Raw genomic sequence first — 16,898 nt, 5'->3', positions numbered from 1 at the left:
GAAATCTGAAAATATGAAAGTAACATTGGCAAAAAGTGCGGGTTTTTGTTTTGGAGTGAAGCGTGCAGTCGATACCGTATATGAGCAGTTAGAAAAGAGTATCAGCAAAAATCAGCCGATCTATACGTTTGGTCCGATCATTCACAACGAAGAAGTGGTGCATGACCTGGAAGAAAAAGGAGTGACTGTTTTAGAGAGTGTTGAAGAATTTGAAGAGAGGGCACCGCAGGGTGGAACAGTTATCATTCGTGCACATGGAGTGGAAAAGGGAATATCCGAAAAAATAAAAGAACTGGGTTATACACTTGTGGATGCAACCTGTCCGTTTGTGTTAAAGATACACCGCCTTGTGGAAAAATATAGTAGCGATGGAGCACAGATTGTAATTATTGGAAATGAAAAACATCCTGAGGTGAAAGGAATCAAAAGCTGGTCGCTTGATCCGCATACGGCTGTGATCTCAACCCCGGAAGAAGCAGAAAAATATCAGGCAGAATCTGGGAAAAAGGTATGTATTGTAGCACAAACGACATTTAATTACAATAAATTTCAAGAATTAGTTGAAATTATAAATAAAAAAGGTTATGATATAATTGTTTTAAATACAATCTGCAATGCCACCGAGGAAAGACAGACTGAGGCAGCAAAGATTGCCCGTGATGTGGACGCCATGATTGTCATAGGGGGCAGAAATAGTTCCAATACGCAGAAGTTGTTTGAAATATGTAAAAACGAATGCAACAATACTTACTATATACAAACTGTAAAAGATTTGGATGTCACATGTTTTGAGTCCATCGATAACGTAGGTATTACCGCAGGGGCTTCTACCCCAAACAAAATTATTGAGGAGGTTCAAAAGAATGTCAGAAATGAGCTTTGAACAAATGCTGGAGGAATCATTTAAAACAATAAGAAATGGAGAGGTAGTTGAAGGTACCGTTATCGATGTAAAACCTGATGAGATCGTATTAAATATCGGCTACAAATCAGACGGAATCATTACTCGTAATGAATATACGAATGAAGCTAACGTTGATTTAACAACACTGGTATCTGTCGGCGACACCATGGAAGCAAAGGTTCTTAAGGTAAACGACGGTGAGGGACAGGTATTACTCACATACAAACGTCTTGCAGCAGAAAAAGGCAGCAAGAGATTAGAAGAGGCATTTGAAAACAAAGAAGTATTAACAGCAAAAGTAGCACAGGTATTAGATGGTGGTCTTTGCGTTATCGTGGATGAGACAAGAGTATTTATCCCGGCAAGCCTTGTATCTGATACTTACGAGAAAGATTTATCCAAGTACAAAGATCAGGATATCGAATTTGTAATCAGTGAGTTTAATCCAAAACGCAGAAGAATCATCGGTGACAGAAAACAGCTTTTAGTTGCTAAGAAATTAGAGCAGCAGAAAGAACTTTTTGCAAAGATCAAAGTCGGTGATGTTATGGAAGGAACTGTTAAAAATGTAACAGACTTCGGTGCATTTATTGATCTTGGCGGAGCTGACGGTCTGCTTCACATCTCTGAGATGTCCTGGGGCAGAGTAGAAAGTCCTAAGAAAGTATTTAATGTTGGTGATCATGTACGTGTATTCATCAAAGACATTAATGAGACAAAGATTGCACTCAGCATGAAATTCCCGGCAGAGAATCCATGGAATGGTGCTGCAGAGAAATATGCGGTTGGAAACGTTGTAAAAGGAAAAGTGGCAAGAATGACAGACTTTGGTGCATTCGTAGAGCTTGCTCCGGGTGTTGACGCATTACTGCATGTTTCCCAGATTGCAAAAGAGCATATTGAGAAACCATCTGATGTATTAAAAGTAGGTCAGGAGATTGAAGCTAAGATCGTTGATTTCAACGAGGACGAGAAGAAGATCAGTCTTTCCATCAAAGCATTACTTGCTCCTGAGACAAATGAGTCAGAAGATGCTGATGTTGCAGATGTCGATATCGATGCAGTTGCAGCAGAAGAGAACTAAATTCCGTATACAGTAATATGGATGAAAAATAGGCTTTCACAGAATGTGTAAAGCCTATTTTTGATATGGCATGAAAGTAAATCTGTTTTTACAGAACTTTTGTGCAAAAGGAAACAGGAGGAAAGTAGATTATGCTTGAAACCGATAATTATGAAAAGTTTAAAAAAGATATTTTACAGCTTGCAGGAATCGATCTGAATTCTTACAAGGAAAAACAGATGCGTCGTCGTATTAATACGCTGATCACCAAGAACAATGTCAAGACATACAATGATTATGTAGCCCTGATTAAGAAAGATAAAGAGAAATTTGATCAGTTTATCAATTTCCTGACGATCAATGTTTCTGAGTTTTATCGTAATCCAGATCAGTGGAAGATATTAGAGGGAGAGGTATTTCCGGCACTGATTAAAAAATTTGGTAAAAACCTGAAAATTTGGAGTGCAGCCTGTTCGACAGGAGATGAGCCATATTCACTTGTCATGGCTCTTTCAAGACAGGTGCCGCTTACTAATATTAAGATCATTGCGACAGATATTGACAATCAGGTGCTCGATACAGCAAGAATGGGGCTGTACAATGAAAAGAGTATCGCTTCCGTACCGGATGACCTTAAGAAAAAATATTTCACAAAAGTTGGTTCTTCCTATCAGATTTCAGATGAGATCAAAAAAAGAGTGGAATTTAAGAAACATGATCTGCTAAAAGATCCTTATCCAAGTGGCTGCAATCTGATCGTTTGCCGTAATGTGGTTATTTATTTTACAGAAGAGGCAAAAGATGTGATCTATCAGAAATTCCATAAAGCTCTCCAGCCTGGTGGCGTGCTTTTTATTGGAAGCACAGAGCAGATCATGAATTACAGAGAACTTGGATTTGACAGACATACATCGTTTTTCTTTGAAAAACAGTAAAAGATATATAAGAAAGATAAGAGACATCAGAGTCTCTGAGATGAAAAACAGGAAGTCATATTTCAGACTTCCTGTTTTTTGATAAGATTTTTATTGGTTTTTGTAAAGACTACATTTTTTTATTGCAGATAAACTGCAGTACATGCAGACAATATTCTCTTTGCATTTCTTTGGAAACAGCAAAATCTTCTGTAAGTTCAAAGTAGCTTTTCTTATCTTTAAACATATGCCGGAATGCCGGTTTTACGATTTCCTGATACTGGGGAAGAAAAATGGCATTCCTTTTTTCATAACAGGTTCCTGCGGTAGCCTTTTTCCTGCGTTCTTTTGGAATCGATGCAGCAAGGCTTGAAGGGATAGCGAGATCCTCCTCGGGCAGATACCAGTAGTTTTTATAATCAGAAAGAAAATATTTAAGCTCTCCTGTATATAAGCGGACACAGAGTGTTGTCTGGTCTGTATCGACCACTAGATGGAAATCCTCATAATGACAGGAAACACGTTTAGGAACCGAAAAATCGTTTTGCAGAGAAAAGAGAAGCTCCCTGCATGGTCTGCCGTCATAAGAGACATATTCATTTGCATTGATGGATGTTACGGTAAATGCCCCGTCAAACAGTTTTACGTAGGACAGGACAGAGAGAAGTTTTGGCATATCGATAACATCCTCATAATTGTGCTGTTTTAAAAGAGAGATAAGTTTCTCATCGGGATTTTTCTGATATTCTTGATATACTTTGATCAGTTCGCCGCCGTTATACATATCTTGGCGGTTTAAACCGATGAATTGTTCCACTGTTTTCTGCTTGAGATCAGGCAGGGCAAAAAGAAAACGGAAGCCGGAGATCATTTTATAAATATCAACATATTCATAGGAAGAAAATGGTGCGGAAATTTTGTATTTCTGGCATTTGTTTGTCAGGTACGGAATATCAAAACCGATTCCGTTAAATGTGATGATCGTGTCAAAATTTTTCAGATAATCTAAAAATGCATGCAGCACATCCGATTCATCTGCTGGAGTTTCTGCAAAAAACTGATCGACAATCAACAGATTTTTCTTCCGCGCAGCACATCCGATCAGATAGAGTGATGTGCGGACAGCTGAAAATCCGGTTGTCTCTATATCAAAAAAAAGAGATTTTTCTGTAAATATCTGTTCTGTCAGCGAATCGTTTAATGTAAAAGGCATTTCTTCGTGCCAGTATTTCATAAAAGTCTCCATTCCTGCGCTTTTTCTGCGCATGTGTATTCCCTATATGTACTGCCATTTATGGCAGGTAAATTCATTGGATTACTGCAATTTTATCATATATATAAGGAAAATGGAATTACTCTTAATTGGTGGAATTATCTCAATAATTGTGAAAATTTTGTCAAAAGGTACTAAAAAAAATACAAGGAACAGATGTAATATGTATCATTTTGTGGTATAATCTATAGGATAAATGTTCTATGAGCTATATCATAGAATAGAATACAATTAAGAGAAAGTGGGGCACGAAAAATGGGTTTAAAGACATTTAAAGGCGGCGTCCATCCTTACGAAGGCAAGGAATTAGCAAAGGATGCGCCAATTGTGGAAGTTTTACCCAAGGGCGACCTGGTGTATCCGTTATCACAGCATATCGGAGCACCTGCAAGTCCGATAGTGGCGAAAGGCGACAGAGTATTAAAGGGACAGAAAATCGCAGAAGCGGGCGGTTTTGTATCGTCTCCAATTTATGCATCTGCTTCCGGTACTGTAAAAGCTATTGAACCGCGTCGTGTGGCAGTTGGCGATATGGTCAATTCCATCGTGATCGAAAACGACGGAGCGTTCGAAGAGGTTTCTTATACACCGTGTGAAGATGTAACTGCTTTATCAAAAGAAGAGATCATTGGTAAAGTAAAAGAAGCCGGTGTTGTCGGCATGGGTGGTGCAGGTTTCCCGACTCATGTAAAATTATCACCGAAAGAACCGGAGAAAATTGAGTACATTATTGCAAACTGTGCAGAGTGTGAACCGTATCTGACGGCAGATTACCGGAGAATGTTAGAAAATCCGGAAGAACTGATCGGTGGTATGAAGATCATCCTTCAGATTTTTGACAAAGCAAAAGGTGTATTCGGTATTGAGAATAACAAACCGGATTGTATCGAAAAACTGCAGGAACTTGTAAAAGATGAGCCGCGTATCGAGGTTTGTCCGTTAGAGACAAAGTATCCGCAGGGTGGTGAGCGTCAGCTGATTTACGCGGTAACAGGACGTTCTATCAATTCTAAAATGCTTCCGGCAGATGCTGGTTGTATCGTAGACAATGTTGAGACGATCATTGCAATTTACAATGCTGTCAAACTTGGCAAACCGGTAACAAACCGTATCTCTACGATCACTGGTGATGCGATCGAGCATCCTGGCAACTTTTTATATAACATCGGTACGAGTTATCAGGAACTCGTTGATGCGGCTGGTGGATTTAAAGTACAACCTGAAAAGATCATTTCCGGTGGTCCGATGATGGGATTTGCAATGTTTGGATTAGACGTTCCGACCACAAAGACATCATCTTCCCTGTTATGTATGTCACAGGATGAGGTTGCAGCAGCAGAGAAATTACAGACAGCATGTATCAACTGCGGACGTTGTGTGGAGGCATGCCCGGAGCAGTTGATCCCGTCAAGACTTGCAAAGTTCTCAGATAAGGGACTTTCCGAAGAATTTGAAAAATGGCATGGATTAGAGTGTGTGGAGTGCGGCAGCTGCAGTTTTGCATGCCCGGCGAAGAGACAGCTTGCACAGTCCATTAAGACCATGAAGAAACAGGTTCTTGCTGCAAAACGCAACAAGAAATAATGAAAGCATGATTCGCAGAGATTTTCGGAAAATGTGTTTTCACAATATTAAATAAAATTTTAAAACTGAAGAAAGAGGTGGATTCCTGTGAGTGATTTATATCATGTTTCATCATCACCACATGTGCGTTCCAAAGATACAACGGAAAGAATCATGCTTTATGTAATTATTGCATTGCTTCCGACAACTTTATTTGGTATCTATAACTTTGGATACAGAGCACTGATTTTAATTTTAGTAACAATCGCATCCTGTGTTGCATCAGAGTGGATCTTTAACAAGATCGTACATAAAAAACAGACGATCAATGATCTGAGTGCTGTTGTGACAGGATTACTTTTAGCATTGAACCTCCCGGCTACACTTCCATGGTGGGAAGCAGTTCTTGGCGGTGTATTTGCAATTATTGTTGTAAAATGTATGTTCGGCGGCCTCGGACAGAACTTCATGAACCCTGCACTGGGTGCAAGATGTTTCCTTCTGATCGCATTTGCAGCGAACATGACAAACTTTACGATTGATTCTTATACCGGAGCAACACCGCTTGCGGCAATGAGAAACGGGGATGCAGTAAATACCATGGATATGCTGATCGGACGTACTGCCGGAACAATCGGTGAGACTTCTGCAATCGCTATTCTGATCGGTGCGATCTTCCTGATTTTAATGGGAGTGATCGATCTTAGAATCCCGGCAAGCTATATTATAACATTTGTTGTTTTCATGCTTCTTTTCAGCGGACATGGTGCTGACTGGACTTATATTACAGCACAGCTCTGCGGTGGTGGTCTCATGCTTGGTGCATTCTTTATGGCTACTGATTATGTTACTTCACCGATCACACCAATGGGACAGATCATCTTTGGTATCTGCTGTGGTATCTTTACCGGACTGTTCCGTTGCTTTGGTGCAAATGCAGAAGGTGTTTCTTTTGCAATCATCTTAAGCAATATCTTAGTTCCGATGATCGAGAAATATACAGTTCCGAGAGCATTTGGCATGGTAAAAGAAGCCAAAAAGCAGGAAGGAGGCAAATAAGATGAATAAGAAGATCGTTCATGACGCATTAATTTTATTTGCTTTTACAATCGTACTTGGACTTTTACTTGGAGTTGTGTACGGTGTCACAAAACCTTCAATTGACAAGGTAAATGAAGAAAAAACACAGAATGCCTACAAACAGGTATTTACAGATGCAGATCATTTTACAGATTATGCAGATTTTGATGCAGACGCAGCACAGGCTCTGTTAGATGAAAACGGATATTCCGATGAGATCGAGACAGTAGTTGCAGCACAGGATGCATCCGAAAATACACTTGGTTATGTATTTACGGTAACCGCAAAGGACGGAAGTCAGGGATCTATCACATTCTCCGTAGGTATCCAGAATGATGGAACTGTAAATGGTTATTCCATCACATCTATTTCTGAGACACCTGGTCTTGGTATGAAGGCGCAGGAAGAAGATTTCTACGGTCAGTTTGAAAACAAAAAAGTAGATTCCTTTACCGTTGTTAAGTCAGCTCCGTCAGCCGACAACGAGATCGAAGCAATTTCAGGTTCTACCATTACATCAAAAGCTATGGCTAACGGTGTAAATGCCTGCCTGACATACTTCCAGAATGTTTTAGCGGGAGGTACAAATTAATGAACAAGAATGTAGAACGTTTATATAACGGTATTATCAAGGAGAATCCTACCTTCGTTCTGATGCTTGGTATGTGTCCGACATTGGCGGTTACTTCCTCAGCAGTCAACGGACTTGGTATGGGACTTTCCACAACAGTGGTACTTATTTTATCCAATATGCTGATTTCAGCATTCCGTAAAGTGATCCCGGATGGTGTCCGTATGCCGGCATTCATCGTAATCGTTGCATCACTTGTTACCATGGTTCAGTTTATCATGCAGGCATATACACCAAGCCTTTCCGAGTCTTTAGGTGTATATATTCCTCTTATCGTAGTAAACTGTATCATCCTTGGACGTGCAGAAAGCTATGCTTCTAAGAACCCGGTAATCCCGTCTATGTTTGATGGTATTGGTATGGGACTTGGATTTACATTTGGTCTTACCTGCATCGGTTTGATCCGTGAACTTTTAGGAGCAGGTCAGATCTTCGGATTCCAGATCTTATCCTTAAAATGGTTTACACCGATCACAATTTTCGTTATGGCTCCTGGTGCATTCTTAGTATTGTCCTGTCTGGTTGCTATTATGAACATTGTAAGAGCGAAGATGGAAGCAAAAGGAAAACCGTTAGCAGAGCCTGCAGGATGCTTGAGCGGCGACTGCTCCGGCTGCAGCCAGGCTGCACACTGCAGCGGTAAAGCAACTGTAAAAGCAGATGCTGCCGGAAAAGAAGAGTAGGAGGATAGGTACAGATGAAAGAATTACTTTTGATTGCAATCGGTTCTGCGATTGTAAATAACGTTGTATTAAGTCAGTTCCTTGGTATCTGTCCGTTCTTAGGAGTTTCCAAGAAAACAGAGACAGCAGCCGGAATGGGCGGTGCAGTTGTGTTCGTTATCACGATTTCCTCGTTTGTAACAGCACTGATCTATAAATTTATTCTTGCAAACAGCTATCTGATGAGCAAGGGGATCGATCTTACTTATTTACAGACGATCGTATTTATTCTTGTTATCGCAGCATTAGTACAGTTTGTTGAGATGTTCTTAAAGAAATCAATGCCGGCATTGTATCAGAGTTTAGGTGTATACCTTCCTCTTATCACTACAAACTGTGCCGTATTAGGTGTTGCATTAACAAACGTTACAAAAGAATATGGAATCTTAGAGAGTGTTGTAAATGGTTTTGCAACTGCATTCGGATTCCTGATCGCGATCGTTCTGATGGCAGGTCTGCGTGAAAAAATTGAATACAATGATATTCCAAAACCATTTCAGGGTACTGCGATCGTTCTGATCACAGCAGCTTTGATGTCTATCGCGTTTATGGGATTCTCAGGAATGATTTAGGAGGAAAAATAAGATGAACGTTACAGCAATATTAGTTGCAGCCCTTGTTGTGGGCGGCGTAGGTATCTTGATTGGATTTTTCCTTGGTATTTCCGGAGAAAAATTCAAAGTAGAAGTTGATGAGAAGGAAGTTGCCATCTTAGGCGAACTTCCAGGAAATAACTGTGGTGGTTGTGGTTATGCCGGATGTTCCGGACTTGCTGCAGCGATCGCAAAAGGTGAAGCACCGGTAAATCAGTGTCCGGTCGGTGGTGCACCGGTTGCGGCAAAGATCGGTGCGATCATGGGTGTAGATGCTGGCGAGGGTGAGAAAAAAGTTGCTTTCGTAAAATGTGCAGGTACCTGTGATAAGACACAGAAAGACTATGAGTACACCGGTAATGAGGACTGTGCATCTATGGCATTTGTTCCAAACGGTGGACCCAAAGCATGTAACTATGGCTGCTTGGGATATGGTTCCTGTGTGAAAGCATGTCCATTTGATGCGATCCATATCGTAGACGGCATTGCATTAGTTGACAAAGAGGCATGTAAGGCTTGTGGTAAATGTGTAGCTGCCTGCCCGAAACACTTAATCGAGCTTGTTCCTTACTCAGCAAAACATATTGTTCAGTGTAGTTCTAAGGATGTCGGCAAGAATGTAATGAAGGCATGTTCCGTTGGATGTATCGGATGTCATCTCTGTGAGAAGAACTGTCCGAAAGATGCCGTACATGTCATTGACAATGTAGCATATATTGATCAGGAAAAATGTGTCGGATGTGGTATCTGTGCACAGAAATGTCCGAAGAAGATTATTCTTTAATTTAAGTACAATTAGAAGAACAAAAGAACAGGCTGCTCAAAGCGGTCTGTTCTTTTGTATATTATTTTATAAACATTCAAAAAAATAAGTGATAAAAATTGTTATTAACACAAAAATATGATAAAATATCACTATAACAATATATTTTTTATGAAAATTATACAAAGTGGGTGGACAAAATGGAACTTATTTACGCAAATGATAATTGTACCGGATGCAACAAATGTGTAAGAGATTGTCCGGTGCTGATCGCCAATGTTGCAACAGATGCAGGAAAGGTAACAGTTGACTCTGAAAAATGTATTGCATGTGGGGCATGTTTTGATGCATGTGAGCATAATGCCAGAGAATATCAGGATGACACAAAATCATTTTTTACAGCATTAGAAGCAGGAAAAAAGATTTCTGTTATTTTAGCTCCTGCATTTTTGGCAAATTATCCGCATGAGTATAAAAAGGTACTTGGATATCTGAAGGAAAAAGGTGTAAATCATATTTACAGTGTTTCTTTCGGTGCAGATATCACGACATGGGGATATTTAAAATATATTACAGAACATCAGTTTCTGGGTGGCATTTCCCAGCCATGTCCGGCAGTTGTCAATTATGTGGAAAAATATATTCCGGAATTACTGCCGAAAATGATGCCGATTCATAGTCCGATGATGTGTATGGCAATTTACATAAAAAAATATTTAAAATGTGATGATGAACTTGCATTTATCAGTCCTTGTATCGCAAAGAAGACAGAGATTACAGATCCAAATTGCTATGGCTATGTAAAATATAATGTGACATTTAAAAAGCTTTTTGAAACGATTGGAAATAAATATCAGGGCTGTAAGGAATATGAGGACGAACTGGAATATGGGATGGGTGCGCTTTATCCGATGCCGGGTGGACTCAGAGAGAATGTAGAGCATTTTCTTGGAAAAGAACAGGTGGTAAGACAGGTAGAGGGCGAAGAGGAGGCTTATCGCTACCTGCATGAGTACTTAGAACGTATCAGAACAAACAGGAGACAGCCATTTATGGTCGATATTTTAAACTGTTCGAAAGGATGCATCTACGGAACAGCTACAGAACCGGAACGCAATACGGATGATGTTATGCTGACGTTAAGTGATATGCGAAACAGAGCTTCCGACAGGACAGAAACGAAAAAGGGACTGTTTTGGAAAAAAGGAAAGAATGGTTCTCCATGGGATGACTCCGTGCCGGAAAATGAACGCCTCGCAAATCTGATGAAAGCATTTGCAGATCTGGATATCAATGATTTCGTGCGTAAATATACAAATAAGAATGTTGTTATTAAAGAGCCTTCCGAGCATGAAATCCAGGAGATCTTTACATCCATGAATAAGATGGATGCAGCCAGCCAAAAAATTAACTGTGAGTCCTGTGGCTATTCATCCTGCCGCAATATGGCAAAGGCAATCTATAATCATGTGAATGTAAAAGAAAACTGTGTACATTATGTTAAGAGTGTTGCAGAAAATGAAAAAGAAAAGATCCAGAATCTTATGGAGGAGGAACAGCAAAAACAAGAGATTCATAATCAGAAACTTGCCGGCATTACAGAACAGTTTGTATCTTTGAGCGATAATATTGATCAGCTGGGTGCTGCCAATGAGACGTCAGCAAACGAGGCGACAACTCTTGCACAGCATATACAGGAAATTTCCAATTTCTGTCAGCAGTTAAACAGCTCTTTGGCAACGATATCTGATTTTATTAATATTTATAAGGCAAGTAATGAGGATATTTCCTCGATCGCAGGACAGACAAATCTTCTTTCACTGAATGCTTCCATAGAGGCGGCACGGGCAGGAGAAGCGGGACGCGGATTTGCAGTAGTTGCAAGCGAAATACGTGAATTGTCTGATTCGACAAAAAATCTGATCGTTGAAAATGATGCGAAAGCAGAAGAGATCATTCCTAAGATTAATGCAAGCATTGATTCGATCAAAGATCTGATTGAGAATATTAATGAAATGAACGAGAAAGTAGCAACGATTGCTGCAACATCGGAGGAGATTTCGTCACAGACATCCTGCGTGCAGAGTATGGCAGATGAACTTCGCGATGCAGTAGAAAATATATAGAAATGACAGTTTTGTAAAGCAGACAGATGGAAATAGCAATTTATCAAAAAAATACATCTGACAACAATACTCCGGTTGTCAGATGTATTTTTTTCAATAAATTTAAAACTGTTTTTGGGTAAATGTTACGAGTTCCTGCATTTTTGAAGCAATATTATCAAGTATATCTGTGTTTTTACTTTCGGCTTCTAACGTCTCGTGTGCATGTGCAGTCAGTTCTTCTGATATTGCAGAAAGTGTCTGGACGGAATCAGAAATAACCTGATTTGCATCTTTTAATTCTGAGGTGCTTGTGGTCAGGTTCTGTATACCATTTTGAATGGAAAGTGTATTTTCATGAATGGAAGAGAAGCTGTCTGCAGTATTTTGCGCACTTTCTTTTTCCTGATTGATACCGCCAATCATCTGCTGTATCACAGTAACAACTTCATTGATAGCAGAAGTAACATTATTGATCAACTCAGTTATCTTTATGGTCGCATCCTTTGTCTGTGAAGCCATTCCTGTGATTTCGGTGGCAACAACAGAGAACCCTTTTCCTGCTTCTCCGGCTCTTGCCGCTTCAATACTTGCGTTTAGTGCGAGAAGGCTGGTCTGGGATGTAATCCCGCCGATCAGTTCTACGATAGAATGCATTTCTTCCATATAATGATTTAATGTTTCTAACTTTGCGGCAGCTTCCACGCTGTTTTCAACAGAAGTATCTACCTGGCTGACAAGAAGGTGCATGGAATTACTTCCTTCTGTTACGATGTCTAACGTGTGCTGCATATTTTCACTGATCTGCTGTGTTACATCATTGACAAACACAATTTTATCCTGAATGGATTTTGTCTGCACACCCTGTTCCATAACTGCTTCTGTTGCATCTGCTGTACCGCTGGATACTTCCTGCATGGCATGCTGGGTTGTCTGGGCTGCGGTGCTTAATTTATCAAGTTCCTGATGGATACTGTTGATTTCCTGATTAACATGATCTGATAATTCAGACAGGTTTGTCAGTAATTTCTCTGACTGTGTCTGGGATTCCTCGGCACGTTTGATTTTCTGTGTCATATTGAGGTTTAAAGTCTGTGAAGTATAGTAAGAATAAATACCGACCATAATCATAATGACGACCTGGATCACAGCATTGTCCTGTCCGGAATAACCAAATTTTCCATTCTGAGAACCTACAATTACGACAATAAGACTTTCAATCGTGGTTCCGGCGTTGACCATAAGAGAATATTTTGCATCGTTATAAACGGAAATAATTAAAATCATTGGAATAACGAATAAAAAAACCAGACCGTTTGTGGCAGTAAAAAGTGCAAAACTGTAAAAAACAGCAAAACCGATCGCAACGAGATGTTTGATTGCGGCTGATTCATGTGATTTGTTCCAGAAATAAAATTCTGCAATGACAGGTGCAAAACCGAGAATCATAATGATAAGAATATAACCCCAGGTCTGAAGTCCGGAAAGCACCTGCAAAATACAAAACAGTGTCATGATACTCGAATCAATCAGATGAGCATACATACAGGTTTTATTATTTCGTTCAAGATCGCTGAAAGTGGTTTGGCTCATAAATATGTCTCCCTTTATGTATAGTTATTCAGTAGTAATGGTAATTCATCAAAACATTTGCGTTTATTGTACTACTTTTTAGATAAATATACAATAACGCGATTTTGAAAACAGGCGAGCACAACTTGACATTTTCAGTCAGGCTATGCATCAAAGATCATATTGTGCCAGAGTTTTTTAGATAAGAAAGATAACGTTCAGACAGCTTTATTTTTGTATAAATTTCCGCATATTCTTTTGGTGAAAGTGTATCAATATAATTTTCAGGAAAATCTTTTTGGATTCCGGCGGCTTTTGCGAGGTCTGCAGCCTTGTTATATGCAATAGCAGCTTTTTCCTCACTAGAATAGGTTCCGACGATATAGTTGCCATTAATATGTATCGTAGCACGATATTTGGTAATTCCTTTTACCATATAACGAGCGACACCGTGAAAACGGTTAATCACAAGGATGTTAGCATAACGATAGTCCGATGGGTCCCCGTTGACAAACTGATAATCCCTGCCGGCAACTGCATATGGACGTATCCCATAGCGTGACAGAATGGAATACTGCATCCCGTAATCACTGACAAAAAGGTGTCCCTGCCGTTTCTGGATCTTGTGACTGGAATAATAAAAAAGATCGTCAATGTCAAATTTTAATTCTTCATGTTCTGAAAGAAAATAACTGAAATATCCTTTACGGAGATAGATCGGATTTTTAAAATAGAGTCCATTATCACGAAAATTAAGCAAAATGATGATTTTTTCATATGGAAGAGTTGTTTTGTATGAGTAGACATTGTCAATGGTTATGACTGAGTCAGAAAGAGCCTGTGATGCTTCCTTATAAGCCAGATGAGCGGTATCTTCTGATGAAAAACTTCCAAGACTGATGTGTTTGCCGGAATAATTGATGCTGGAACGATAGTAGATGGTTCCATCTATTTTTGTAGCAGGAAAAACTCCTTTTAACATAAAAATCTCCATTCTGCGGTTAAAGTTGTTATGATGCATTGATGAGATGTAATCAGCATATCATGTTTCCGGAAAGGTTGCAAGATGATGCGATTTTTGTAAAATAATATTTTCATACGTTAAAGCATTGACATGAAGCAATCATTTCCTATATAATACTAAAAAGTATTGATATAATACTGGAAGGAATTGGAAATCCCAAACTTAATTACGATGAATAAAAAGATAAGAGGACGAAGAAAATGGAATTAATGTATGCAAGCACAAGAGACGCAAATGAAAAAGTGACAGCATCACAGGCAATTTTAAAAGGACTGGCAAATGATGGCGGTTTATATGTACCGACTGAGATCCCGTCTTTGGATGTAAGCATGGAAGAACTTTCTAAGATGACTTATCAGGAGACTGCCTATGAAGTACTCAGACTGTTTCTGACAGATTATACAGAAGAAGAGCTGAAAAACTGTATTAATGCTGCCTATGACAGTAAGTTTGATACAGAAGAGATCGCACCGTTAGTGGACGCAGATGGTGCGTATTATCTTGAATTGTTCCATGGTCCGACGATCGCTTTTAAAGATATGGCATTATCCATTCTGCCACATCTTCTGATCACTGCAGCAAGAAAGAATAATGTCAAAAATGATATCGTGATCCTGACCGCTACATCCGGTGATACCGGAAAGGCAGCATTGGCAGGCTTTGCAGATGTAAAGGGAACCAAGATCATTGTATTTTATCCAAAGAATGGTGTCAGCCCGGTACAGGAAAAGCAGATGGTAACACAGAAAGGTGATAATACTTTTGTTGTTGGTATCCATGGCAATTTTGACCAGGCACAGACCGGTGTTAAGAAAATGTTTTCTGATGCAGAACTTGCAGAGGAGATGGACGCTGCAGGATATCAGTTTTCATCTGCAAACTCTATCAATATCGGACGTCTGGTACCACAGATTGCATACTATGTATATGCATATGCAAAATTATATGCAAACGGTGTGATCGCAAAAGACGAGAAAATTAATATCGTAGTGCCTACCGGTAATTTTGGAAATATCCTGGCAGCGTTTTATGCAAAAAATATGGGCATTCCGGTAGCAAAACTGATCTGTGCTTCAAATGAGAATAAAGTCCTTTATGATTTCTTCTCTACCGGTACCTATGATAAGAACCGCGAATTTATGCTGACAAGTTCTCCATCTATGGATATTCTGATCTCAAGCAACCTTGAACGTCTGATCTATCGTATTGCAGGTGAGGATGCTGTGAAGAATGCTGCATTGATGAAAGAATTAAATACAACCGGTAAATACGAGATCACACCGGAAATGAAAGAGAAACTTGCTGATTTCTACGGAAATTATGCGAGCGAGAAAGAGACAGCAGATACCATCCGTGATCTGTATGAGAAAACAGGTTATGTGATTGATACACATACAGCAGTTGCTGCATCTGTATATCATAAATATAAAAAAGATACGAATGACACAGATACCAAGACCGTGATCGCATCAACAGCAAGTCCGTTTAAATTCAGCAGAAGCGTTATGGATGCGATTGATCCAAAATATGATTCTTTATCTGAGTTTGAGCTGGTGGATGAATTAAGCAGGATCGGCAATGTAAAAATTCCACAGGCAATCGAGGAAATCCGCAGTGCCGAGGTTCGCCATAAGACTGTATGTGAAGTGGAAGAGATGCCAGAGGTTGTAAAACAGTTCCTTGGAATATAATAAATAAGCAGATAACAGAAAATAGAATGTTCATTCCGCAAACATTCTATTTTCATCAAAAAAACGACTGTGTTTTGCACAGTCGTTTTTTTGTCATAATGAAATTTATAATTCGTTGTGAATCAGTTCAAAGATAAAATGAATCGTTCCGAAAGAATAAACAACCGGTAACAGATATGCTTCATGTTCAAATGTGATCAATTCATCTGTCACAACATTTGGAACATCAAGCTGTAATTCAAGTCCCTGTTCATTTGACATATTAACATTGAACAGACCATTGTGGAGATTTAAGAAATCTTCAAGAGAGGACTGTACATATTCATCAAAACTGTTGAAATCTTCATCAACATAACGGGATGCAAATGCAATGCAGGTGCTTTCCGGCATATCGATATAAGTACGGATGGAAAATTTACCATTGATCTGCTGGCTGATACAATAGTTTGTCGGATATTCTTTACAAAGTTCAGGGCGAACTGGTGAAAAATCATCTCCGATAAAACGAACGAGATCGTTAAACAAAAGATGCAGGAAAGAAAGTTCACCAGGTGAAAGCTGACGTTCTGCAACGACAAAGAAATTTTCTACAAGGTGGTTTACGATATCCTTTGTCTCTGCGGACATATCTGCATCATAAAGTTCATTATCTGACTGATAACCGATGATAAGAGACTGAAGCTGCTCATTATTAATAACACCATCATTTAATAATGCCTGACCAAGAAGTAAGAAGTTAGGATTCTGTGTCTGCAGTAACTCTGTAACCTGTGCTTCTGTCAGATAGCCCTCGCGGATGGCAAGTTCGCCGAAACGTTTATCTTCATGTGTCTGCATGATGATTACGCGGTCCACTTCACTGGCTGACATATATCCTGCATGCATGGCGAGAGTTCCTAATTTCGGATGCTCAGAATTTGCTTCCTGCATAGCATGCATTAACTGTTCTTTTGTGATTCCGTGTGATAATAAGTAGTTTCCGAAAAATTGAGCGTACATG

15 protein-coding genes are annotated in these 16,898 nt (G+C 39.5%); 11 read left to right on the top strand and 4 right to left on the bottom strand.

Annotation, left to right across the window (positions count from 1 at the left end):
* Positions 1-13 precede the first annotated feature (13 nt).
* From ispH to DXA60_RS08850, 3 genes are all read left to right on the top strand, one after another.
* Complete coding sequence (ispH, locus tag DXA60_RS08860; RefSeq protein WP_117920911.1) at positions 14-883, top strand: 4-hydroxy-3-methylbut-2-enyl diphosphate reductase; 870 nt, start codon at positions 14-16, stop codon at positions 881-883.
* On the top strand, positions 864-1,988 hold the full coding sequence (gene rpsA, locus DXA60_RS08855) for a 30S ribosomal protein S1 (RefSeq protein WP_117920910.1): 1,125 nt from the start codon (positions 864-866) through the stop codon (positions 1,986-1,988). Before ispH ends, rpsA begins: the two co-directional genes overlap by 20 nt.
* Before the next feature lie 131 nt (positions 1,989-2,119).
* Positions 2,120-2,902 carry a CheR family methyltransferase gene (locus DXA60_RS08850; protein ID WP_117920909.1) on the top strand — a complete coding sequence of 261 codons (783 nt, stop codon included), beginning with the start codon at positions 2,120-2,122 and terminating at the stop codon, positions 2,900-2,902.
* A 109-nt stretch (positions 2,903-3,011) separates the two neighbouring features.
* Here DXA60_RS08850 and DXA60_RS08845 read toward each other — a convergent pair whose 3' ends face one another.
* Complete coding sequence (locus tag DXA60_RS08845) at positions 3,012-4,115, bottom strand: ribonuclease H-like domain-containing protein (protein WP_117920960.1); 1,104 nt, start codon at positions 4,113-4,115, stop codon at positions 3,012-3,014.
* A gap of 294 nt (positions 4,116-4,409) precedes the next feature.
* On the opposite strand from DXA60_RS08845, the gene rsxC reads away from it, so the two are divergent.
* From rsxC to DXA60_RS08810, 7 genes are all read left to right on the top strand, one after another.
* Positions 4,410-5,738 carry an electron transport complex subunit RsxC gene (gene rsxC, locus DXA60_RS08840; protein ID WP_117920908.1) on the top strand — a complete coding sequence of 443 codons (1,329 nt, stop codon included), beginning with the start codon at positions 4,410-4,412 and terminating at the stop codon, positions 5,736-5,738.
* Between the two features lie 87 nt (positions 5,739-5,825).
* On the top strand, positions 5,826-6,776 hold the full coding sequence (locus DXA60_RS08835; RefSeq protein WP_117920907.1) for an RnfABCDGE type electron transport complex subunit D: 951 nt from the start codon (positions 5,826-5,828) through the stop codon (positions 6,774-6,776).
* Position 6,777: 1 nt separating this feature from the next.
* Positions 6,778-7,389, top strand: coding sequence for an RnfABCDGE type electron transport complex subunit G (locus DXA60_RS08830; RefSeq protein ID WP_006858036.1), 612 nt, complete (start codon positions 6,778-6,780; stop codon positions 7,387-7,389).
* Complete coding sequence (gene rsxE, locus DXA60_RS08825) at positions 7,389-8,111, top strand: electron transport complex subunit RsxE (protein WP_117920906.1); 723 nt, start codon at positions 7,389-7,391, stop codon at positions 8,109-8,111. Before DXA60_RS08830 ends, rsxE begins: the two co-directional genes overlap by 1 nt.
* A gap of 14 nt (positions 8,112-8,125) precedes the next feature.
* Positions 8,126-8,722 carry an electron transport complex protein RnfA gene (locus tag DXA60_RS08820; protein ID WP_006858034.1) on the top strand — a complete coding sequence of 199 codons (597 nt, stop codon included), beginning with the start codon at positions 8,126-8,128 and terminating at the stop codon, positions 8,720-8,722.
* A 13-nt stretch (positions 8,723-8,735) separates the two neighbouring features.
* Positions 8,736-9,527, top strand: a complete 792-nt coding sequence (locus DXA60_RS08815) for an RnfABCDGE type electron transport complex subunit B (RefSeq protein ID WP_117920905.1) — start codon at positions 8,736-8,738, stop codon at positions 9,525-9,527.
* 179 nt (positions 9,528-9,706) lie between these two features.
* Positions 9,707-11,632: a [Fe-Fe] hydrogenase large subunit C-terminal domain-containing protein gene (locus tag DXA60_RS08810; protein WP_117920904.1), complete on the top strand. Its 1,926-nt coding sequence runs from the start codon at positions 9,707-9,709 to the stop codon at positions 11,630-11,632.
* 102 nt (positions 11,633-11,734) lie between these two features.
* On the opposite strand, the gene DXA60_RS08805 is transcribed toward DXA60_RS08810, so the two are convergent.
* Both DXA60_RS08805 and DXA60_RS08800 read right to left on the bottom strand, forming a co-directional pair.
* Positions 11,735-13,204: a methyl-accepting chemotaxis protein gene (locus DXA60_RS08805; protein WP_117920903.1), complete on the bottom strand. Its 1,470-nt coding sequence runs from the start codon at positions 13,202-13,204 to the stop codon at positions 11,735-11,737.
* 157 nt (positions 13,205-13,361) lie between these two features.
* Positions 13,362-14,165, bottom strand: coding sequence for a hypothetical protein (locus DXA60_RS08800; protein WP_117920902.1), 804 nt, complete (start codon positions 14,163-14,165; stop codon positions 13,362-13,364).
* Positions 14,166-14,407: 242 nt separating this feature from the next.
* Here DXA60_RS08800 and thrC point away from each other — a divergent pair, with 242 nt between their 5' ends.
* Entirely contained in the window at positions 14,408-15,898 is a 1,491-nt protein-coding gene (thrC, locus tag DXA60_RS08795) for a threonine synthase (RefSeq protein WP_117920901.1), read from the top strand.
* 105 nt (positions 15,899-16,003) lie between these two features.
* On the opposite strand, the gene DXA60_RS08790 is transcribed toward thrC, so the two are convergent.
* Positions 16,004-16,897 (bottom strand): chemotaxis protein CheX, encoded by an 894-nt coding sequence (locus DXA60_RS08790; RefSeq protein ID WP_117920900.1) that lies wholly within the window; start codon positions 16,895-16,897, stop codon positions 16,004-16,006.
* Position 16,898 lies beyond the last annotated feature (1 nt).

Source organism: Roseburia sp. OF03-24, from assembly GCF_003463035.1.
GTDB classification, from domain to species: domain Bacteria; phylum Bacillota; class Clostridia; order Lachnospirales; family Lachnospiraceae; genus Roseburia; species Roseburia rectibacter.
This window is presented reverse-complemented; position numbering and strand designations above follow the sequence as displayed.